Below are 21,032 nucleotides of genomic sequence, written 5' to 3' on the forward strand. Positions count from 1 at the left end.
GTACACCCCCGACCGGGCCGACGTCGGCGCCGCGGAAGGGCGATGGGGGTCCTCGTCGGAGCCACCCGCTCCGGGGCCGGGTCCCAGGGACCGTACGCAGGGCAGCCAATCACCACGGCCCCGACCGGTCGGCGACGGGTCCGTGCCTGACAGATCCGTGCCGACCGTTCGAACCCGACGGCCCGGTCCCAGCCGGTCGGCGACGGCCGTGCCCTCGGGTATTACGGTCCCGACCGGTCGGCGGCAGGCCGGCCCCCGGCCGGCCACGGTCCTACCGGGCCGCCCCTCGTGGTGCCCGCCCCCACCCCCCAGCACCCCGGGCGTGCGCAGTTCGCCCGCTCGTTCATGGCGGGTGGCCGCCGGTTCAGGTGGTGCCGCCCTCCGCGCCTCCCCCACCCACCCCCTCGCCGTTGCCGTACGACGGGCGGGCCCGCGAGACCTCGTTCGCCAAGCCCTGCCGGCTGGCGATGCCGAGCTTGCGCATCGCCCGGGCCACGTGCTGTTCCACCGTGCGGGGTGAGAGATACAGCGTGGCCGCGATCTCGCGATTCGTGAGCCCGGTCGCCGCCAGTTCCGCGACCTCGCCCTCCCGCGGGGACATGCGCTCCGCGTACGCGGGACGGCCGGGGGGCCGCCGAGACGCCTCGGGGCGGTGCGCGCGCAGCGTCGCCCGTACCCGCGCCGCGTCCCAGACCGCGCCGAGGTCGGTCAACTTCTCCACGCAGGACGTGAGTTCACCGACCGCCTCGTCCACTTCGTCTCCGCCCCCCAGGAGCGCGCAACGGCCCGCGCCCTCCGCCATCAGCGCACGCGCGTACGGGTGCGGCAACCCGGCATACGCCACGCCCGCCTGCCGGAACCGCGCCCGCGCCTCCGTCAACTCGCCGTCCGCCTCCGCCAGCACCGCCCGGCACCAGAGCAGGGCCGCGGTCGCCGACGGAGCGTCCCGCCCGGTCAGACCGGCCGCGAACTCCGCCACCACCCGCTGCGCCGACTGCCGCTGCCCCGCGCGGGTATGGGCCTCCACCACCCAGGGAGCCAGTTCGGCGGCCCACACCCAGACGCCTTTCCTGCCGAGCCACGCCCAGGCCGATGTCGCGGCTTCGGCGGCGGACTCCACGTCCTGCCGGGCCAGCAGGAGCCGGATGTGGGCGCCGGCCGCCGTGGCCGCCACCGGGGCCTCGCAGGTCTCGCACAACGTGTCCGGCGGGTCCGGCGAGGCGCCTCTGGGGAGCCAGTCCCGTACCGCCGCCCAGTCCCCCTTCGCCAGCGCCAGCAGGGCCAGCACCACCCGGGCATCACTCGCGCTGCCGTCCTCGGCCACCAGACCCGTGCACCGTTCGGCCAGGCCCTCCCAGCGGCCGGTCAGCCAGTCGCGGAACAGCGCCGTACCCCGCCCCACCCTCTCCAGGAACGGCGCCCCGCTCCGTGCCGCCAGTTCGATGCCCTCCGTCAGCAGCTCGTCCGCGCGGCGGTAGTGGCCCAGATACACCGCGCCGTTCGCCGTGTTGCACAGTCCCCGCGCCACCTGCTGACGGGCGGCACGGTCCACGCCGTCGCGGGGCAGCCGCTCAACCAGCCGCCAGGCCTCCGGGTCGCCGGTGTTCATCAGCACGGTCGCCCGGCAGGCGGCCGTCGCCGTGCGGGCCGCGTGGTCCCCGGACGCCTCGGCCGCCGCCTCGGCACGCTCCAGCCAGACCACGTTCTCGGCAAGGGAGGCGCCGGGGAAGAACGGGTTCGCCAACGCCGCCATCGCCAGCGCGGCCAGAGCGGGCCGTCCGGCCTCGGCCAACTCCTCCGCCGCCGCGCGCAGTTCCTCGCGCCCCTCCTCGAAACGTCTCTTGCGGTTGTGCAGGAGCAGGCCCAGTTCGAGCCGTATCTCGCCCCGGTCGGCGGCGGGCAGCGCCGGGTCCTCCACGATCCCGCGCAGGACGCGCGCCGTCCCGTCCGACCTGCGCCCGAGCACCGCGCCGCGGGCGAGCGTCAGCGCCAATCGCCCCCGCTTCTCCGGCGGTAGGCCACCCGCGTCCAGCGCCTCCTCCAGCAGCGCGACCGCCGCCTCGTCCTCGTTCACCAAGTGCTCCGCGGCCCGGAGCCAGTCCTCCGTACGGCCGCCGCCGCGCCAGTGGCGTGCGATACGCGCCCACGGCACCGGCTCCCGCGCGGCCAGCATCCCCGCCGCCCGGTCGTGCAGCCCCTCCCGCACCGGGCCCGGCAACTCCGCGTACACCGCCGACGCCGCCAGCGGTACCGCGAATCCGTACCGTCCCTTGCTCGTCTCCCGCAGCGCCGATCCCTCCAGCGCCGCGATCAGCGCCGTACGGCCGAGGTCTCCGCCCACTCCCGCGACCGCCGCCAGGTCCTCGGCACCCGCCGGCTCGTCCAGTACGGCCGCCGCCCAGACGATCTGGCGGTACGGCTCGGGCAGCGCGGCGGTCCTGTCCAGCACCAACTCCGCAAGCCGGACCGGCACTCCGGCCTCGTCCACGTCCCTGGCGCTGAAACACTCCCTCCCAGCCCGCCCCGCGTCCCCGCCCCGGCCCCGTTCCCGGTCGGCTGCGGCGTCCCGCACCATCCGCAACAGGTCCACGAGAACCTGCGGCACCCCGCCGCAACGCTGCCACAACCGCGCCACGAACTCCTGCGGACACCGCCGCGCCCCCAGCAACTCCCCCGCCACCCCCCGCACACTCCCCTCGTCCAACGGCTCCAGCCGCCACCGCACGACCGACAACCGCGCCGGATAATCCACCGCCCTCCCCAACGGCAGCCCGGCTCTCGGCAGTTGCTCGGGTCGGTAGGTCAGCACCGCCGCGAAAGGCGTCGGCGGCTCCCGCAGCAGAGCGCGCAGCAGGGCCAGACAGTCGTCGTCCGCGTGGTGCAGATCCTCGGCGACGAGCAGCACGGGACGGGTGGAAGCGAGCAGCGCCTCAAGCGCCTGGTACGCGGTGAGCCCTACCCCGAGCGAAGCCGCGTCCGGCGCCGGCGCGTGTTCTGACGAGTCGCACGACTCGCAACTCTCGTTCGCGGGCGACCGCGCCCCGTCCGCAATTCCCTGCGCGGCCACGGCTCCGCCCGAACCCGCACCGTTACCCAAGGCGCTCAGCCGTCTCCCGGGCACCGCCGAACTGCCGACGCGTGGCTCAGGGCCGAGCGGATCGGCGACCACGAAGCCGCCCGAGGCCTGGAAGGTCACCACGAGCCGCGCCGCCGCCCGCGCCTGCGGCAACTCCAGCAGACGGTGCACAAGTCTGCTCTTCCCCATACCGGCGTCGCCCTCGACCAACACCAGCGCCGGCTCCTGCCCGGCACCGGCGCCGGGGAGCGCGGACGTCAATCGCCGTTCCCACGCTTGTTCATGCACGAGAGGCCCACTCCTCACGGTCGTCACGCACGGGTCGCCGTACCGGCCCGTCAAGGCACGGAATCGCAGACAACCTCCCTCCGGTCTTCGCTACCTATCACGCATCGACATGCACACAACAGACAGCACCCGGCCAGCTCCGCCTCCGGCAGGATTACCCGGCCACGGTGGGGCACCCGGCCGCAATGCGCAGATGTGCGCGAATTCCTGGAACTCGTACGGGCTAATTGCGTTCCACTTTCTGCCCAAGACTCATCCACAGATGATTTCGTGGCGAATTCTGGTCGTTGGTAGGAGCAGTGAAGCGGAAATGCTCCTGCTCGCTCGCGTCCGGATCCGGTGTGCCGCCACTGCGGGACGTTCAGGGCCACTTGCCGGACGGCGACACCCCCACCTCTGTCCTTGGAGCCACCCTGTGCCTGTGCCCACCGACGCGATCACCAGCTCACGCACCCCCACCTCCGACGCCGACCTCACCGTCCCGCCCCAGGTCACCGACGGAGGGACCGACGACGGAAGGACCGACGACGCCGAGCGGCACACGGAGACGGAGATCGTCGAACACGACCTGACCTTCGGCGGGTTCCGCTACACCTGCCGCATCGCCCGCCAGGGCCGCCTCGACACCGAACCCATCGTCATCCTGGGCGGGTCCTCCCAGGACCGCCACTCGTGGCAACGCCACGAGAAATGGCTCACCCCCCTCAGCTCCGTCATCACCCTCGACCTGCCCGGTTATGGGACCGCCGACTTCCTGCCCGCCAAATACGGTGTCGACTTCCTTGCCGCCGCGGTACGCCATGTCGTCCAGGAACTCCGCGTCTCCCGCATCAACCTGGTGGCCGCCTGCTACGGCGGTGCCATCGGCGTCCGGTTCGCCCAGCACTACCCCCACCTCCTCGAACGGATGATGCTCGTCGGGATGACCACCGTCATTCCGGCCGACTACGCGATGGCCATGGAGCGTTGGGACGGCATGATCCGACGTGGCGAGACAGAGCCCATCGCCCGTGAACTCGCCGACCGGTTCATGTCGCCTCCTGGCACCGGGCACGTACGCAAGAAGGCCGCCGTCGCCCGGCTCGTCTACCAGCAGATCGCGGCGCAGAGCCCCGAACAGTTGCGTATGTCCGCGGAACACAACTCCCGGCTGATGCGCCACGAGTGGTACCGCCCCGAGCCGACCCCCGCCATCCCCAGCCTGGTCGTCACCGGTGAGCACGACACCCTGACCACACCCGCCATGGGCCGCACGATGGCCGCCTGCCTGCCGTCGGCCCGGTTCATGACCATCGATGAGACGGACCACCTCGCCCCGGTGGAACGCATCGCCGACTTCGCCGACCTCATGGCCCGCTTCTGCACCGACCGCCCGCTGGAAGGCCTGCCCTACGCAGGCGAGCCGGAGGTATTCGGCGCTCCCCAGCCGGCCTGACCGGCCATCGGCCCGGCTCCACGTCGGCGCCCCGGCCACTTCCCGGTCCGCTCCTTTCCCCCATGTCCCTCACCCCTCCTGTCCACCGACGCCCGGCACGATCAGGCCCGATTCGTACGCCGCGACCACCGCCTGTGTGCGGTCACGCAGGCCGAGCTTGTTGAGCACGCGGCTGACGTGCGACTTGACCGTCTCCTCGCTGACGACCAGCCGCGCCGCGATCTCCGGGTTGGACAGGCCCCCGGCGATCAGGCGCAACACCTCCGTCTCGCGCGGGGTGAGTGCCGCGAGTGCCGGGGCCGGCGCCGCGGCCGGCTTTCGGCGCTGCCGTGCGAACTCGCCGATGAGACGGCGGGTGATCGCCGGCGCGAGCAGCGCGTCCCCCGCCGCGACCACCCGCACCGCGTCGAACAGCCGCTCGGCGGCGACGTCCTTGAGGAGGAACCCGCTGGCGCCCGCGCCGAGGGCGTCGTAGACGTGCTCGTCCAGGTCGAAGGTGGTCAGGATGATGATGCGCGGACCCGCCCCCTCCCCTGCCTCGGCCACGATCCGCCCGGTTGCCTCGATGCCGTCCATGACCGGCATCCTGACGTCCATGAGCACGACGTCGGGGCGCTGTTCGCGGCAGACCCGCACCCCCTCGGCCCCGTCGCAGGCGGTGCCGGACACCGTGAAGTCGCTCTGTGTGGTGAGCAGTCCGGCGAAGCCGGCCCGCACCAGCTCGTGATCGTCCACGATGACGATGCTCGTGCTCATCGGACGTCCCCCGGCACCGGGAGCGGCAGCCTCGCCTCCACCAGGAACCCGCCACCGGGCGCCGGGCCCGCGCGGAGCTCGCCCCCGACCGCTGCGACGCGCTCGCGCATGCCCAACAGCCCGTGCCCCGGGGACCGGCCCCCCGTCCCGGGCGCCGGTCCCGGACCGTTGTCCCTGATACGCACTTCCAGCACCTCCGGGTAGTAGCGCAGTTCGACGTCGACGGCAGCCCCTGGAGCGTGCCGGCGGGCATTGGTGAGGGCCTCCTGGACTATGCGGTACGTGGTGAGCTCGATGCCCGGATCGAGCGTGGCCACCGGGCCGCTGACGATCAGCCGCGTGGCGGCGCCGGTCGCCTCACGCGCCTCGTCCAGCAGTTCGTTGAGCTGCGTGAGCCCCGGCTGGGGTCTTCGGGTGACGGGCGGGGTGCCCGCATCCTCACGGAGCACGCCGAGCAACCGCCGCATCTCGGTCAGCGCGGCGCGGGCCGTGTCACCTATGTCCAGCAGCCGCTTCGCCCCGGCCTCGGGCATGCCGGGAGTCGTCAGCCGGGCCGTCTCCGCCTGCACGGAGATCATCGAGATGTGGTGCGCGACGACATCGTGCAATTCGCGTGCGATGCGCGCCCGTTCGCCACGCGCCACATGCTCGTGGAGCGTGTCCGCCATCGCCCTCTCGGTCGCGTCGCGGGCCACCTCCTCGGCGCGCGCACGACGACCCGTACCGTCCGCGACGGCCGCTGCCGCGAGCACGGCCGTCACCACCCCGTACACCCGTATCCCGTTGATCTGCGGGCCCACGAGGGCGGTCGCGACATAGGGAAGCACCAGCAGCACGGCGAGGCGGCGGGAGCCGCGACCGGCGAGCCAGCGCAGGGCGAGCAGCTGCGCGACGAGCCCGGCGACGGTCAGCACATGGAAACTCACGAGCGAGACCACACCCGCGGCCGTGAGGCAGACGGTGGCCGCCGTGGCCAGCGGCATGCGCAGCAAGCCGACCGGTGTTGTGGTGCTGATGGCGAGCGTGAGCGCGAACGGGAGATCGGTGTCGATACTTCCCCCGCGCACCGCGGTCTCCCCGCACGCGAGCAGGGCGAGCACCGCCCCGACCGCCGCCTGCCGGTCGGGCGAGTCGGCGATCCGCTTCGCCACGCGCTTGATTTCTTCGCTCACGTCCACCATTGTCCCGGCGCCAAGACCAGTTGGCGTCCCCCTGACCAGCCCTCTTGGCATCCCCCACGCGAGCGATACTGGCGGCGGTTCCTCCCCCGTGCCAGGGGTGCCGAAGTGCGCTCTGTCGCGTGACGACCCGGGGCACCCCAGCTCCCTAGCCTTTCGGGCATGCAGGCAACCATCGAAATTCAGGAGCTGCGAAAGCAGTTCGGGCAGACGGTCGCGGTCGACGGTCTGTCCTTCACCGTGCGGCCGGGTCAGGTCACCGGCTTCGTCGGGCCCAACGGCGCGGGGAAGTCCACGACCATGCGTATGCTCCTGGGCCTCGACGCACCCGATTCCGGGCAGGCGTTGATCGGCGGGCGGCGGTACGCGACGCTACGTCGGCCGCTGACCGAGGTGGGGGCCCTGCTGGACGCGGCGGCCGTGCACCCGAGTCGGCGGGGCCGGGACCATCTGCTGTGGCTCGCGCACTCGCACGGATTTCCGGCCTCCCGCGTCGACGAGCTGCTGGAGCGGGTGGGGCTCGCGTCGGCGGGCCGGCGCCGGGCGGGGAACTACTCGCTGGGCATGCGGCAGCGGCTCGGCATAGCGGCCGCGCTGCTCGGCGATCCCCCGGTGCTGGTGCTGGACGAGCCGGTCAACGGTCTTGATCCGGAAGGAATCCGGTGGATCCGTGGCTTTCTGCGCGGGCTCGCACGCGAGGGACGCGCGGTGCTGGTGTCCAGTCATCTGATGAGCGAGCTGGAGGACTCCGCCGACCATCTCGTGGTCGTCGGGCGGGGCCGGCTCATCGCCGACACCTCCGTCGCCGAGTTGCTGGCCGCCGCTTCGGGCGAACGGGTCTCGTTGCGCACGTCCGCGCGTACGGACGCCATGAGGCTGCTGGCCCGTGAAGGGGCGACGGTCGCGGCGGACGGGCCGCAGTCGCTCACCGTCAGCGGTCTGGCAACGGAGCGGATCGTCGAACTGCTGACCACGGGAGGGGTGCCGTTCTCGGAGATCGGCGCCCACCGGGCCACGCTGGAGGAGGCGTATATGGAACTGACGCGTGACGCGGCGGAGTTCCGCACGGTCGAGGCGGGCGCGGACACGGCGCCCGGTGCCGAAGCAGCCACGGCCACGGCGAACGAGGCGGAGGGGACGCGCTCATGACCGCTCCCACCATCACCCCTTACCGCTCCGAACTCCCGCCCGCGCGCGACGGGTTCCCCCAGTTGCTGCACGCCGAGTGGACCAAGCTGCGCACGGTGCGCCGCTGGAGCCTGACGCTGCTCGCCGGCGTGGTGATCACGGTGCTGGTCTCACTGCTCTCGGCCTTCAGCGGCAGCAGCAGCGTCTCCGGAGACCGCAGTGCGCCCCCGGTGGGGCCGCACGGGGGCGTCGTCTCCGACAGCTTCCCCTTCGTCCACCAGCCGCTGAGCGGCGACGGCAGTATCACCGCCCGGGTGTCCCCACTCACCGGCCGGGAGGGACGCGCGCCCGAGCCCTGGGCGAAGGCCGGATTGGTGATCAAGGAGAGTACGAAGGCGGGATCGCCCTATGCGGCGGTCATGATCACCCCCGGGCACGGAGTCCGGCTCCAGTCGGACTTCACCCACGACACCGCGGGCGGCACCGTCGACCGTGACCGGCCGCACTGGCTGCGGCTGACCCGCTCGGGCGACGAGTTCACCGCGTACGAGTCGGCCGACGGCTCGACGTGGGCGAAGGCCGGTACGACGCGAGTCGCCGGCCTGCCGGAGACCGTCCAGGCGGGGCTGTTCGTGGCCACGCCCGAAGAGACCATGGTGCAGAGACAGTTCGGCTCCACCTCGGTCGGAGGGCGTCCCGCGCGGGTCACCGCGGCCTTCGCCCACGTCACGGTGGACGGTGGACAGGGCGCCTGGCCCCAGGACACCGTCGGTGGGGGCGTCGGCGGAGGCCTCAAGGGGACACCGGACAGTGCCACGGAGAAGTCCGGCACCTGGACACTGACGGGCTCGGGCGACGTCGCGCCCTACACGCCGGACGTCGACATCGCGCAGCAGTCCCTCGCGGGAGCGCAGATAGGGCTGATCCCGCTGGTGGCGTTGGGCGTGCTGTTCATCACCGCCGAGTACCGGCGCGGCATGATCCTCACGACGCTGACGGCCAGTCCGCGCCGGGGCAGGGTGCTGGTCGCGAAGGCCGTCGTCCTGGCCGGAGTCACCTTCGTGGCCGGTCTGGTCGGAGCCACGTTGTCGTTCCTGCTCAGCGAGCCCGAGCTGCGCGACCGTATGCCCAATCCCCTCTTCCATCCCGACGTGGCCCTCACCGACGCCCCCGTGCTGCGCGCCGTTGTCGGCACCGCCGTGCTGCTGGCCGCCGTCGCCGTGCTTGCCCTGGCACTGGGCGCGATCCTGCGGAACACGGCCGTGGCCGTGACGTTGATGGTGGTCGCGCTTGTCCTGCCGCTCGTCCTTCTCTCGGGGCTGCCTCTCGATGCGGCGCAGTGGGTGATGAGGCTGACCCCGCTCGCCGGCTTCGCCGTGCAGCGGACGCTGCCGGATTACGAGCACGTGGACGCGGTCTGCATGCCCGAGAACGGCTGCTATCCGCAAGGCCCCTGGGAGGGGCTCTCGGTGCTGTGCGCCTGGGCGGTCGTCCTCCTTGGAGTGGCGGTCTGGAGACTGCGCAGGAGGGACGCATGAGGGGCGCGCTCCACGCGGAGTGGACGAAACTCCGTACGGTGCCGAGCACATGGTGGCTGCTGTTCGCCGTGTCCGCGCTGACGTGGGCGCTGGGCGCGGTGACGACCGGGACGGTGTCGACGGACCAGTGTCCGTCGCCGGACGAGTGCCACGAGGACACCGTCAAGCTCAGCCTCACCGGAATTTGGCTCGGCCAGGCGGCGGTGGCGGCGTTCGGGGTGCTGGCGATGAGCAGCGAGTACGGGACCGGGACCATCCACTCCACGTTGACTGCCGTCCCCGGGCGGGGTCGTGTTCTCGCCGCCAAGGCAACCGTTGTCACGGGCGCGACGCTGGCGGCGGGGACGGTCGCCGTCCTCGGCTCTCTGCTCGTCGGCCGGCTCATCCTGCCGGGCAACGGCTTCAGCTCGACGCCGCTCTCCCTCTCCGAGGGGCCGGCCTTGCGTGCCGCTGTGGGCACGGTCCTCTACTTGGGCCTGATAGCGCAGCTGTCGCTGGGTGTGGCCGCGGTCGTCCGGGACACGGCCGGTGCGATCACGACGGTGCTCGGGCTCCTCTACGCGCTACCGGCATTGGTCGAGTTGGTGGGCGACGAGAAGTGGCAGGAGCGAATACATGAGTGGGCCCCGGCCTCGGCGGGGCTGGCCGTACAGGCCACCAAGAACCTGGAGGGCCTGCCGATCGGCCCCTGGTCGGGCCTCGCGGTGATGGGGGCCTGGGCGGGAGCGGGGCTGCTGGCGGGGGCGACGGTGTTCAAACTCCGCGACGCGTGACCCGGTTGTCCGCGGAGGGCGAGGCGAGACCGTCGTGGACGTGCGGCCGTGCGGCACGTCCAGAGTGCGAGCGACCAGAAAGTCGCCGACGAGAAGCAGGTCAGCTACTTGCGGGGGATCTTGCTGACCAAGGCACCGAAGCAGGGTTGCTCGTTCCGGCAAGTCGGCCGTGGCGGGGCTCAGTTACGAGGGCCGGATCGGTGAATGCCGGTTCAAGACCCAGCACGGCGACATCCAGATCGACGAGTCGGGCCCCTCGCGGGACCACGACACACGGTGACTTCGTCGTGCGGCGCGCGGTCGGTCGGTCGGTCCGAGCTCACCGGGTTCTCCCCAACCCCGGTCCTCACGGCCTACAGTACGAAGATCGTGCAAGCTGGATGAATCGGGGACTTCATGGCGCTTTTCGGTAACGCACACACCATCAATCCGGACTCCGCCCAGCAGGATTACGCGCGGCTGCTGGGACAGGGCGAACAGGTGCATGCCGCCTACCAGTTGATCCGGGACAGCATCCTCTTCACCGACCGGAGGCTGATCCTCATCGACAAGCAGGGGATAACCGGCAAGAAGACCGAGTACCACTCCATCCCGTACCGGAGCATCACGCACTTCGCCGTGGAGACGGCCGGCACCTTCGATCTCGACGCGGAGTTGAAGATCTGGCTCTCCGGCGCCTCGGTGCCGATCCAGAAGACCTTCACCAAGGGCGTCGACATCTATGAAGTGCAGGCCATCCTCACGCAGTTCGCCGCACGGTAATAAGGGGCCGAGGACGGGGGGGGGTAGGTCAACGGGCGGCAGAGGGCTCCTTCGGGGTGATCAGCAGCGTCACGGTGCGATTCCGGGGTGCGTTGGCCTCCGTCGCCGGGAAGGGGCCTCGCCGCTGGTCGGCGCTGACCAGCCGGAAGTCCGTCAGCCGCAGATCGCTGTCCTGCGCCAGATACTGCGCCGCCACCCGGGCGCGCTCCAGCGCGACCACGGAGCCGCCGCTCGGAGCCCCGCCCGGCACGGCGACCGAGTGGCCCACCACCGTGGTCTCCACCCCAGCAGCAGGCCCGGCCTCGGATTCGGATCCCGGCCCGGACCCCAGGTCGGCCAGCCTGCGGCCGATCTCCGTCAGGGCCGTGGCGCCCTCCCGGCTGATCACGGAGTCGTACGGGAACACCCCCGTACTGAAGACCAGTTGGATGTCGTCGGCATGCCGCCGGATCTCGACACCCGGCATCGCCAGCCGTTCCGCGGCCTCGTCGAGCGTGCTGTCGCGGCGATCCGCGTCGGCCTTGTTGTCGGATTCGAGTGCCGCCAGGCGCTCCTTGAGCTCGTCGGCGCGTTGCGACTCGGCCCGCAGCCGCTCCGACCCCGTGTCCGCCTCGGTCACCGATCCCGAGGCGCGACCGCCGTCGTCTTCGCCGTCCGAGATCAGCCGGACGGCGCCGCCGACGAGCGCGACCCCCGCCACCGTGGCGGCCAGCGCCGCGGCGACCACCGCGACTCGCCCGGTGTTGACGACCGGGCGGGCGTGCCGACGGCCGGTGGCGATCTTCGCGAGCGTACGGCGGCCGGCCGCCGCGTCCGGGTCACCGGGCGCGAGCGCCTCCACCCGGGTCCAGCAGGCGTCCGCCTCCGTCAGCTCGCCGCGCTGGGCATGCACCTTGGCACGGAGATTGAGGGCGGCCACCACCGTCGCCCGCTCAGCCCTCGAATCACCGCCGGAGCCGGAGCCGGTCTTCGCGAAGCTGACTCGCGAGGCGTCCAGGTGGCCGCCCGTGTCCAGTTCGTCCAGCAGCCGCGCCGCCTGGTCGAGGTCGCCCGCGCGTGCGGCCGAGTGCGCACGGTTCACGGTCAGTTGAAGGCTGAGAGCCCGCGCGTGCGCCGACCCGGCCCCCGGTACCCCCGGCGCTCCGGGCGCCCCACCACTCGTACCACTCACACCAGTCATGTCGCTCACGCCCTGCCCAGCCAGACGACCTTGTCCTGCTCATCCTTGGGGAGCAGCCGGTAGAGCCGCTGGTTCACCGCGTCCAGACCCTGCCGGTCGTTCGCCGCGATGGCCCGGTGCCCTTCCTGGATGAGGGGCCCTGCCTGCCCGGACGCCCGCAGCATCTCCTGAAGCGTGTAGAAGAGCTTCACCGACCAGTCGGGGCTTCGCCGCTCCAGTTCGAACAGCAGCGACCCCGTGCGGTCGATGAGCCCGCGCACGGCCACCGAGTCCTGTGCGTTGATCGCCTCGTCCGCCCGGCTCTGGATCGCGGCGAGCTCCTGGCGGTCGGCCGTCTCGCCCTGCTGACGCACGAGCTCCTCGGCCTCGGCGAGCGCCGACCGCAGGTCCCGTACGAGACCGGGCAGCCCCACCGCGTCCGCGATGTCGTCCAACTCGGCCTGCAGGTCGCGCAGTCGCTCCTCCGCCGTGGCCGCGGCGCCGTTGTCCACAGCCGAGGCGTCCACCTGCTCGCGGGCCGTGCGGACCGACCGCTCCTCGTCCAGCTTGGCCAGCCGGCGCTCGGCGTCGGCCGAGCCCGCGTCCGCCACGAATCCGCGCAGCGCCGCCAGCCGGCCCTCGGCCTCGTCCAGGATGTCGCGAAGTTCCTCGGGGTCCTTGGCCCGGATGTAGTCCAGGTTGATCTCGGCCTCGAACTGCGCCTGCACCAGAGGCACATCGGCGATCACCGTGACCATGCTGGACGCGTCGACCTCGACCGTCACCTCGACCTCGCTGCCCGCCGGCAGATCGATCCGGATGTCGCGCGGCCGGATTTCCAGCAGGCCCACGCCACGGTTACGGTCGGCCCGGCTGCGTTCGCCCTGGATGACCGGGATCCGGATCGCCGCGTCGGCGTCCGAGCGGTGCAGGGCCGCCGACGTACGGAACACCTCACGCACCGACGTCGGCAGGGTCGCGCCCTTGCGCAGCATCGGAGCGAAGACCTGCTCGGCGAGCTGGATGCCCAGCGAGTGCGCGAGCCGTACGCCACCGAACTCCACGTCCCCATGGGTGATCGACAGGGTGTTGGAGGTGAGTTCGCAGCGCGCCCCCGACGGGTCGGTCAGCTCCACGAAGAACTTCGACGTGGTGTGCGGGGTGAGAGCCACGTCGGTGATGAAGACGCCCTCCGCGTTCAGCGAGATGGCGCCGGAGTGGAACGGCGGCTGGCCGTCCGGATTGTTCACGGTCACCGTGTAGCCGGTGAAGTCCATCCCCGACCCGGACCCGGACCCGGACCCGGATTTCGACACCGAAACCGCCCCCGACGAGCCGCGGACCCGTCCGCCGACCGTGGGCTGGAGGTTGGTGACACTGGGCTCGTACGACAGCTCGACGGCGAACTGCCCGGCCGGGACCGGCGCCGTCTTCGACCGCGGGATCCGGACCGTGCTGGCGAAGATCGCCGCGCCACGGGCGACGACCGTCGTCGGGTCGAGGCTGACGTCGAGTTCGATGCCGAGGCCATGACGCGGGTCGGCCAGCCGTTCGCGCAGCCCGGGGGAGAGCGTGACACCGCCGACGAGCAGCAGACGGTCGATGTCGTCCGGACCGAGAGCGGCTTCGGCGATCGCGTCGCGGCACAGATTGATCGCGCGGACGTAGAACGGTTCGGCGATCGCGTCCAGTTCGCCGCGGGTCAGCGTGTGTTCGAGGGTGAGGGGATTGCCGTTGGCGTCGTTGAGATCGATCATCATCTCGACCTGGTCACGCCGGGAGAGATGGATCTTCGCGTCCTCGGCCGCGCGCTTCAGCTTCGCGAAGTTCCCGCGCCACTGAGGGTTGTCCCTGCGCATGTCCGCGAGCCCCAGCTCGGCGGCAGCGGCGGGCACCAGCAGCCGCTCGATCAACGCCCAGTCGATCAGCTTCCCGCCGAGGAACGGGTCCCCCGCGTGGTTGAGCACCCGCAGGTCGCCGTCGCGCTTGCTGACGAGAGCGGCGTCGAAGGTGCCGCCGCCGAAGTCGAACACCATCCAGTACGCCCGGTCGGTGGCGTCCTGGAAGCCGTACGCGAAGGCCGCCGCCGTCGGCTCCTGCACCAGCGGGCACGCGGAGGTGAAGCCGGCCAGCTCGGCGGCCTCGATGGTCGCCTTGTTCTGGTTCAGCGCGAAGGCCGCAGGGACGGTGATCACCGCCGACTCGGGCGGGGTGCCGGTGTGGTGCGCGGCGTCCGCGCGGAGCGACCTGAGGACCTCAGCCGACAGTTGAGGCGGGCTGAGGGAGGCGCCCGCGTTGGCGAAGGTCTTCCGCGAGTCGGCCAGGCCCATCTCCAGCTTGAACTCGGCCGTGGCATTGGCCGGATCGTGCTCCACACGGTCCCGCGCCTGGCGGCCGACGTGGACCCTGCCCTCCTTGGGGATCCACACCGCCGAGGGTGTGATGTCCCAGCCGTCGTTGTTCTTGATGACGGAGACGTTGCCGCCCTCGACGACGGCGATGGCGCTGTTGGTCGTACCAAGGTCGATACCGAAGTCGACGGTGTCACGCATGATCGGTCCTCTCGTGGTCCGAGCTGGACGGTGCTTCTGAGACAGAGGCAGGGGCAGGAGCAGAGGCAGATGCGGGGGCGGATGCGGCAGCGGGCTCGGGCTCGGGGACGGAGTCCTCGGGCACCGGCACGGCGTCAACGGGTTCGGGCGACGGCGCAAGCGACGGCGCCGGCGGGCAGCCGACGATCACCTGGCCCATCTGGATCCGACGGCCGTTGAGATAGATCGTCGGCCTGATGGTCTCCAGGACCGTCTCGGCCGTCAGCGAGGGATCGTCCTGGAAGGTCAGTGCCTCCAGCGACAGGCCGGTGTGGAACGCGTCGCCTTCGTGTTCCTGCACAAGCAGACCCGCCTCGTCCAGCGCCTCGCGACACGAACGCAGATAGCGGCTGGTCTGCCGCGAGCGCGAAGTCGCCGCCTCGCCCTGGCGGTTGAGCCTTCGCTGGGCGCGCCACAGATTCGTCGCTGCATCGGCCAGCGCCTTGGCGTCCAGGGGAACGCCGACAGGATCGGCGGACTCTCCGGAGCCGTCCGAACCCGTCGGCTCATCCGCGGATACGGAACCGGCAACGCCGTCAGCCCCGGGCCCCGCCCCCGCCCCCGCCCCCACACCCTCAGCCGACGCCGACGACTCCGCTACCGCCGCCGCCTCCGCCACCGACGCGAGCAACCGTTCCAGCTCCTCGCGAGACGGTTCGTCCCACGGCAGCGGCGCGATGCGAAACGCGCGGTGGTGCCGACGCTGCTTCAGGTTCTCCCTGAGCCGGGAGATGCGCCCGCTCACATCATCACCCCCCGGCGCCACAGCGTGAGCTTGGAAAGATGCAGGTCGCGCAGGTATGGCGACAAGTTGACGGCCTCCTCCATGAGGTCGGCGGCGCGGTCGAGTTCCCCCGGCGAGCGGGCCAGTGCGAGTGCTTCTTCGGCCAGCCGCCTGGCGCGTTCCGTGGGCGGTCTGTTGGCACGTTTGGTCGAGGCCTTGGGCGGCTCGGCGGACGAGGTGCCCTCGGCGCCAACGGAGTTGGGGCCGGTCGCCCCGTCCCCGCGCCGCGCCGCCTGTGCCGCCTCGGCCGCCGCTCCGGCCATGGACTCCGCGCGCTCGCGCAGCGCGTCCGCGAGGAACTGGGCCGTGGCCGGCCTGTTCTGCGGGTCGATCTCAAGTGTGGCGAGGACGATGCGGTCCAGGTCCGCGTCGACCTCGTCGTTGTAACTGCTCGGCGGGAGCAGCGACCGGTTGAACCGCCCGAAGGAGAACGACGAGAACTCCTCCCCGCCCCCGTGGAACGGGAAGCGGTTGGTCAGCAGCAGATACGCGATCACGCCGACCGACCAAACATCGCTGGCACACGAGTAGCCCTGGTTACGCATCACTTCGGGTGCCATGAAGGCGTACGTCCCCTGGGCGCTGGCGAGATGCGTGAACGGATCGGCGCGCTTGGCCAGCCCGAAGTCGCTCACCCGTACGCGCATGCCCGAACCGTCGTACCCGATCAGTACGTTGGCCAGGGTCACGTCCCGGTGCACGATCGGCGGGTCCTGGGCGTGCGCGACGGCGAGGCCGCTCGCGATCTGTGTCATCACCTCGGCGACGAGATCCCTGGGGACCATCGACTTGTGTGCGGCGGCGAGGCGTTCGAGGCTGCCGCCCGCGACGTACTCCATCGTGAAGAAGCCCCGCAGCCCTTCGCGGGTACGCACGGTGTTGGCGTCGAAGAGCCGCACGATGTTCGGGTGTCCGAGAGTCGACAGCAGCCGGGCCTCGTCCAGCATCCGCCGCGTCTCCTCCAGGGACGCCACCCGCTTGAACAGCTTCATCGCCTGCCAGCCGAGGTACTCGTGGCGCACCCGGTGGACCTCGGCGAACGCCCCCTCACCCAGCGGGCGGTCGATCACGAGGGTGTCGCTGACCCGGTCACCACTGACGAGCAGTGTCATCGCCGTAACTCCCCCTGTTCCCCCGTAGTCGCCTCGGTTCCCGTGGTCCGCGTTGCCCTCGTCGTCCCCGATGTCCCCGGTCGGCCCACGGCCGCCGCCCTCATGCGGGGTCCTTCCGCTCACCGGACGCCGACTGCCCCGTACTGCCCCCGCCCGCGAGGACGTTGAGCCGGTACCCGATCCCCGTCACCGTCTCCAGGATCTTCGGATTCGACGGATCCGCCTCGACACAGCGCCGTACCGCGCGCACCACACCCGCGATGTCGGCCCTGCTGTACGAGCGGTGCGGCGCCCACTCCTCGTTCGAGCCCCACAACGCCGTGATGAGTTCGGCGTGTTCACAGGCGACGGCCGCACCGCTTGTGCTGCGCCCCGCCATGTACCTCAGCAACTGGTGTCCCTGGGGCCGCAGTCCGGTGATCAGCGTCTCCTCGCCGTCCTCGTTGCGGTACGCCCTGGCGGCGACCCAGTCGTACCGAAGGCACGGCCCGGTGTGGCGTACGTCGGACGGCGAGCCGAACGGCGCCGGACGGGTGGTGTGCGGGTCCAGGAAGGTCAACTCCCAGTAGACCGGCTCCCCTTCGGGGTCCATGTCGCCCAGGATCAGCACCGTGTCCCCGTGCTGTATGCGCTTGCGCGCCTGGAGCCGCTCTATGGTGTCGCCGTGCCTCAGCAGCGTCCCGTTGACGCTCGCGTTGTCCGTCACCGACCACATGCCGTCGGCGAAGTCGAGGGTGCAGTGCAGCCGTCCGACCCAGCGCTGCGGGTCGGGACCGAGCCCCACGTCGGGGGCCCGCTCGGGCACGGCGCGCCCGACGGTGACCGACACGCCGCTCAGCTCGAAGACGGTCTGTGTGCCCTCCGGTGAACTCACCCGCAGAGCTGCCCCCTTGACCCCCACCACCCGTCTCTCCTCCATGGTCATCATCGGTAGTCGCCGGTCGGACGGGCGTATCGTCACAGCCCACCGCCGAAGCTGCTGTCACCCACGTAGGACACCGCGCACATGGCGTAGATCGGGGTGTCCAGGCCGCTCCACCAGTCCTGAGCGGGATAGACGACGTGCCGCTGCATGGTGTTCGGCACGCCCTTCGTCAGATCCTCGCACGCGCCCTGCGCCCGTGCGTAGACAGCTTCGTTGCCCGGCCACGCGGGCAGCTCTTCGTCGGTCCACAGAACGGGGTAGCCCACGATCTCCGCCCAATGAAGCTCCTCGCAGGGCACGATGGGGAGATCGACGGACTCGGCGGAGAGGTCCTTCTTGGTCTGGACGCACGACCCCACCGGCGCGTTGTCACGGATGAACGGGCTGAAGGTGTCCATCAGCGCCGGCTGGTCCCCTTCCGTGAAGTTCGCCGGCACCCGGTCCTCCTCCGTCATGGTCCCGTTGTCCGCCCGGTGCACCACGCACGTCGTGTACTCGCCGCCCAGCGGGGATCTGACCGGCAGCCCCCAGGCCTCCTCGCCGGGCACGGTGTTCTTCACCGCCAGTCCTTCTCCCTCCGTGCCCAGCCGGGCCAGTACGAGTTCGCACCGGAAGCGGGAGAGGGCCACCGCCTGGTCAACTCCCGGGTAGGTCCTGGTCAGATACGTGGACTCCGCGCTCAGCAGCGGCTCGTAGGCCACCACCTCACCCCAGTGGGCCTCGTCGCACGGGACCACGGGCACCTCACGCGCGCCGACCTCCCAGTCCGTCTCCTGCTCTATGCACCCGCCCACCGGATCGTTCTCCTCGGCGTCGGCGGCGGAGAGGACGAACGTGCCGGCCCCCGGCCGGGCTCCGCTGTCGCCGCCGTCGTTGTCGAACGCCCCCGTGAGCGCCCGCGCGAGGAGGAGCAGCAGCACGACGGCCACGACCAAGGCGAACACCTTCCGCCCACGGCCGGGGGTGCCGGAGCCGCCCGAGCCGCTCCTTCCGTACGCACCGGGCCAGTTGCGGAGATCGTCCATCATGCGGTCGATCTCCTCGGTGCCCGGACCGCCGGCGAGCTGGCGTTTGACGTTCAGCAGCATGGCTCTGGCGAGGCTGATGCGGCCCGCGGCGACCAGTTGGTCGACCTGCGTCCGGATCTGGTTGAACGTCTCCATCATGTTGCGCAGACCGTCACGGTTGTTCCTGATGGTCTCCTGCGTGATCGGGTCCGTCGCCAGTTCGCCCGCCGTACGGAACCACTTCGACGCCTGCAGATTCGCGCCGGGGCCGAGCGCGTCCGTGGCGGCGGTGGCGCAGTTGTTGAGCAGGACCGCGACGTCGTTGCGGGCGGTCGAGGTGCGCCGGTGCCTGGCGTGGGGGACCAGTGCCTCCAGCTGCTTCAGGGCGGGCAGGGCGTGTTCGTACACCTGACCGGCGGCGCCGTCCCAGTCTCCCCCTTCCAACTGGGACGACGCCCGTTTGGCGGTCGCACGAAGCGACTCGTAGTGAGGCGCGGCGGCCTCCTCCAACTGGTCCTCGACCAGGCTGGACGGTACGAGCGGCCAGCCGTGCGCCAGTTTGGTGAGCAGCAGACGGTCGGCGGTGTTCGAGGCCGTCGAAGCGAGCTCGATCAGGGGCTTGACGAGGGTGGCCGGCATCGCGTCGCGGAGCGTGTCGATCACGGACTCGTCGAGCTGCCGGTCGTCGAGGACGGCGATACGGTGCCGGACGTGGTCCCAGAAGACGGCTCGGCGCAGCACCTGGCCCCACAACCGCGAGGCCTCGGTCCACAGTTGGGTCGCCTCGGAGTCGCCCCACCCCGCCGACAGGTCGTCGGTGCTCATGTCGAGCGCCGCGCTGTGCGCGCGTACGGCGGCGTCGTGGTCGGTGTGCAGCGAACGCGGGCACTCGCAGGTGGGACCGGCCGGCCCGTTGCCGTTGGCGCTCCCGCTCCGGTTCGCGCTCCCGTTCGCGCTCCCGTTGGCGCTCCCGTTCGCTGTTCCCTCCGCGTCCCAGAGCCAGAACAGCTCGTCGACCAGCCGGCGGCGCGGGTCGCCGAGTATCCGGTCGAAGGCGGCGCGGACCTCGTCCAGCCCGACGGGGAGCGAGTGCCCGAGGTCGACGTCGGCGCCGAGTTCGAGCGCGGGTGTGATGCGCTGCTGCCGTTGCCGTACCGTCCGCCGGTCCGCGTACGTAGGCAGCCCGGTGATACGGAAAGCGTTCCGCCGGTACATCTGCGGGCCTGCCGCCTCCAGCAGACCCGCTGTCGTCTCGTCGATCACAGCACGCTCCGAATCGACCATGTCGAGGGTGGTTGTCCCTCTGGAAAGTATGGCGACCTCGGCTGCCGTGCTCCATGGCAACTGAATGGAATTCACATGGGCATTGCCCGCTGCGTGGTCAGTCTTTGTGCACGTGTGTGGACGACGTGTCCTCCGGCGGCACCGTACGTCCGCCGTCGCGTCCCGACGCGATCACCGCGACCAGCACACCGATGATGGCCACGGCCGCCACACGACCCGTCAGCCGCAGGGTCCAGCCGGACTTCGACCCGCGGTGGGCGCTCGGCGCCGCGAGCCGTTCCGAGCGGCGGGCGGGACGGAGGAGACGCAGCAGGAAGAGCGCGGCGATGGGGAGTTGGAGGAGCCATACGGTGTTGCGGAAGGCACCGTCGTACCAGACGTTCGTGCCGTACAGCAGGGTGTGCCACACACTCAGGACGTAGACGACGAGTACGAAACGGTGCAGGATCCGCCAGGTCTTCGGGCCGATTCGGTGGCGTACGTAGAAGAGCAGGCCGAGCGGGATCGCGAGGTAGAGGGCGGCCTGGCCGATCGGCATGGCCCAGACGCCGGTGCCGGAGTTGTAACCGCCGGGGATGAACGTCTCCAGGACGGCGCTGCCCAGCCGCGAGGGCCAGGAGTCGGTGTCCTGGTAGATCAACTCGGCGGCGAACAGCAGCGCGTGGGCGACGATGAGCGCGATCGTGTTGAGGCTGGTGGTGCGGTGCAGACGCTCAAGACGGGGGCCGGAGAGCGGCAGACGGGCCGGGCGCGGGCCGGAGAGCAGCAGCCCGATGATGACGGTGCCCCAGGCCCACAGGAGCGCGGCCCAGCCGAACGCCTGGCTGAGGTAGTACATCCAGAATTCGCTCGTGTCCGCCATGAACGGCATGACGGTCAGGGTGGACGACGTCTCCGACTCGATCCGCACATAGAGGATGACGAAGACGACGGCCGTCACCACCAGGGCGACCAGACCGTCGAGCCAGCTCGCCCGCAGGTCCGAGCGGAGGGTGACGCGCGGCGTGGCGGGGGCGGGCGGCGCCGGGGTGGCCGCGGCGCCGGACTCGGCCGGGGTGGCCGTCCGGCCGTTGACGACGGGGTCGGCCGCCGGGGACGAGGCCGGGGTCTTCTCTGCCTCGGGCGCGTCGGGCACGTCGGGCGTCACAGGCTCTGGGGGCGGATTCATCGGGCGGTCTCCGGTTCCGTCATCTGCCGTCGTACGGATTGGTGCACGGTCGTACTGTTGGAGGTGTC

At 71.2% G+C, this 21,032-nt stretch carries 15 protein-coding genes; 5 read left to right on the forward strand and 10 right to left on the reverse strand.

The annotated features are described in order from the left end of the window. Window positions 1–364 precede the first annotated feature (364 nt). Entirely contained in the window at window positions 365–3,364 is a 3,000-nt protein-coding gene (locus IEY79_RS38105; protein WP_189110997.1) for a LuxR C-terminal-related transcriptional regulator, read from the reverse strand. A 421-nt stretch (window positions 3,365–3,785) separates the two neighbouring features. Here IEY79_RS38105 and IEY79_RS31160 point away from each other — a divergent pair, with 421 nt between their 5' ends. Next, window positions 3,786–4,799: an alpha/beta fold hydrolase gene (locus tag IEY79_RS31160; protein WP_229701268.1), complete on the forward strand. Its 1,014-nt coding sequence runs from the start codon at window positions 3,786–3,788 to the stop codon at window positions 4,797–4,799. 69 nt (window positions 4,800–4,868) lie between these two features. On the opposite strand, the gene IEY79_RS31165 is transcribed toward IEY79_RS31160, so the two are convergent. Both IEY79_RS31165 and IEY79_RS31170 read right to left on the reverse strand, forming a co-directional pair. Then, a complete protein-coding gene (locus IEY79_RS31165; RefSeq protein WP_189110999.1) occupies window positions 4,869–5,555 on the reverse strand; it encodes a response regulator in 687 nt (228 codons plus the stop codon). After that, window positions 5,552–6,727: a sensor histidine kinase gene (locus tag IEY79_RS31170; protein ID WP_229701269.1), complete on the reverse strand. Its 1,176-nt coding sequence runs from the start codon at window positions 6,725–6,727 to the stop codon at window positions 5,552–5,554. The genes IEY79_RS31165 and IEY79_RS31170 overlap by 4 nt, the downstream gene beginning before the upstream one ends. A gap of 168 nt (window positions 6,728–6,895) precedes the next feature. Here IEY79_RS31170 and IEY79_RS31175 point away from each other — a divergent pair, with 168 nt between their 5' ends. From IEY79_RS31175 to IEY79_RS31190, 4 genes are all read left to right on the forward strand, one after another. Further along, on the forward strand, window positions 6,896–7,882 hold the full coding sequence (locus IEY79_RS31175; RefSeq protein ID WP_189111001.1) for an ABC transporter ATP-binding protein: 987 nt from the start codon (window positions 6,896–6,898) through the stop codon (window positions 7,880–7,882). Continuing rightward, on the forward strand, window positions 7,879–9,399 hold the full coding sequence (locus IEY79_RS31180; RefSeq protein WP_229701270.1) for a DUF1349 domain-containing protein: 1,521 nt from the start codon (window positions 7,879–7,881) through the stop codon (window positions 9,397–9,399). Before IEY79_RS31175 ends, IEY79_RS31180 begins: the two co-directional genes overlap by 4 nt. After that, the gene (locus tag IEY79_RS31185; protein WP_189111002.1) at window positions 9,396–10,172 is read left to right on the forward strand and encodes an ABC transporter permease; all 777 of its coding nucleotides are present in this window, start codon (window positions 9,396–9,398) and stop codon (window positions 10,170–10,172) included. The genes IEY79_RS31180 and IEY79_RS31185 overlap by 4 nt, the downstream gene beginning before the upstream one ends. A 396-nt stretch (window positions 10,173–10,568) precedes the next feature. Then, complete coding sequence (locus tag IEY79_RS31190) at window positions 10,569–10,934, forward strand: PH domain-containing protein (RefSeq protein WP_189111003.1); 366 nt, start codon at window positions 10,569–10,571, stop codon at window positions 10,932–10,934. A 28-nt stretch (window positions 10,935–10,962) separates the two neighbouring features. On the opposite strand, the gene IEY79_RS31195 is transcribed toward IEY79_RS31190, so the two are convergent. The 7 genes from IEY79_RS31195 to IEY79_RS31225 all read right to left on the reverse strand — a co-directional run bounded on the left by IEY79_RS31195 (window position 10,963) and on the right by IEY79_RS31225 (window position 20,964). Continuing rightward, window positions 10,963–12,015 (reverse strand): hypothetical protein, encoded by a 1,053-nt coding sequence (locus tag IEY79_RS31195; protein ID WP_189111004.1) that lies wholly within the window; start codon window positions 12,013–12,015, stop codon window positions 10,963–10,965. Between the two features lie 104 nt (window positions 12,016–12,119). Continuing rightward, a complete protein-coding gene (locus tag IEY79_RS31200) occupies window positions 12,120–14,645 on the reverse strand; it encodes an Hsp70 family protein (RefSeq protein WP_189111005.1) in 2,526 nt (841 codons plus the stop codon). Continuing rightward, on the reverse strand, window positions 14,638–15,429 hold the full coding sequence (locus IEY79_RS31205; protein ID WP_189111006.1) for a hypothetical protein: 792 nt from the start codon (window positions 15,427–15,429) through the stop codon (window positions 14,638–14,640). The genes IEY79_RS31200 and IEY79_RS31205 overlap by 8 nt, the downstream gene beginning before the upstream one ends. Further along, window positions 15,426–16,580, reverse strand: a complete 1,155-nt coding sequence (locus tag IEY79_RS31210; protein WP_189111007.1) for a serine/threonine-protein kinase — start codon at window positions 16,578–16,580, stop codon at window positions 15,426–15,428. Before IEY79_RS31210 ends, IEY79_RS31205 begins: the two co-directional genes overlap by 4 nt. A gap of 100 nt (window positions 16,581–16,680) precedes the next feature. Continuing rightward, window positions 16,681–17,499: an FHA domain-containing protein gene (locus IEY79_RS31215; protein ID WP_189111008.1), complete on the reverse strand. Its 819-nt coding sequence runs from the start codon at window positions 17,497–17,499 to the stop codon at window positions 16,681–16,683. 38 nt (window positions 17,500–17,537) lie between these two features. After that, entirely contained in the window at window positions 17,538–19,796 is a 2,259-nt protein-coding gene (locus IEY79_RS31220; protein ID WP_189111009.1) for a septum formation family protein, read from the reverse strand. A gap of 97 nt (window positions 19,797–19,893) precedes the next feature. Then, on the reverse strand, window positions 19,894–20,964 hold the full coding sequence (locus tag IEY79_RS31225; protein WP_189111010.1) for a ferric reductase-like transmembrane domain-containing protein: 1,071 nt from the start codon (window positions 20,962–20,964) through the stop codon (window positions 19,894–19,896). Window positions 20,965–21,032: the final 68 nt, after the last annotated feature.

Origin of the sequence: Streptomyces camponoticapitis (assembly GCF_014646115.1) — a bacterium.
Lineage (GTDB): Bacteria > Actinomycetota > Actinomycetes > Streptomycetales > Streptomycetaceae > Streptomyces > Streptomyces camponoticapitis.

Excerpts from the sequence above, each read along its gene's own strand:
- IEY79_RS31210 (WP_189111007.1), bottom strand. The coding sequence starts at position 16,580 with ATGACACTGCTCGTCAGTGGTGACCGGGTCAGCGACACCCTCGTGATC.
- IEY79_RS31185 (WP_189111002.1), top strand. The coding sequence starts at position 9,396 with ATGAGGGGCGCGCTCCACGCGGAGTGGACGAAACTCCGTACGGTGCCG.
- IEY79_RS31175 (WP_189111001.1), top strand. The coding sequence starts at position 6,896 with ATGCAGGCAACCATCGAAATTCAGGAGCTGCGAAAGCAGTTCGGGCAG.
- IEY79_RS31220 (WP_189111009.1), bottom strand. The coding sequence starts at position 19,796 with ATGGTCGATTCGGAGCGTGCTGTGATCGACGAGACGACAGCGGGTCTG.
- IEY79_RS31165 (WP_189110999.1), bottom strand. The coding sequence starts at position 5,555 with ATGAGCACGAGCATCGTCATCGTGGACGATCACGAGCTGGTGCGGGCC.
- IEY79_RS31180 (WP_229701270.1), top strand. The coding sequence starts at position 7,879 with ATGACCGCTCCCACCATCACCCCTTACCGCTCCGAACTCCCGCCCGCG.
- IEY79_RS31200 (WP_189111005.1), bottom strand. The coding sequence starts at position 14,645 with ATGCGTGACACCGTCGACTTCGGTATCGACCTTGGTACGACCAACAGC.
- IEY79_RS31225 (WP_189111010.1), bottom strand. The coding sequence starts at position 20,964 with ATGAATCCGCCCCCAGAGCCTGTGACGCCCGACGTGCCCGACGCGCCC.
- IEY79_RS31215 (WP_189111008.1), bottom strand. The coding sequence starts at position 17,499 with ATGGAGGAGAGACGGGTGGTGGGGGTCAAGGGGGCAGCTCTGCGGGTG.
- IEY79_RS31190 (WP_189111003.1), top strand. The coding sequence starts at position 10,569 with ATGGCGCTTTTCGGTAACGCACACACCATCAATCCGGACTCCGCCCAG.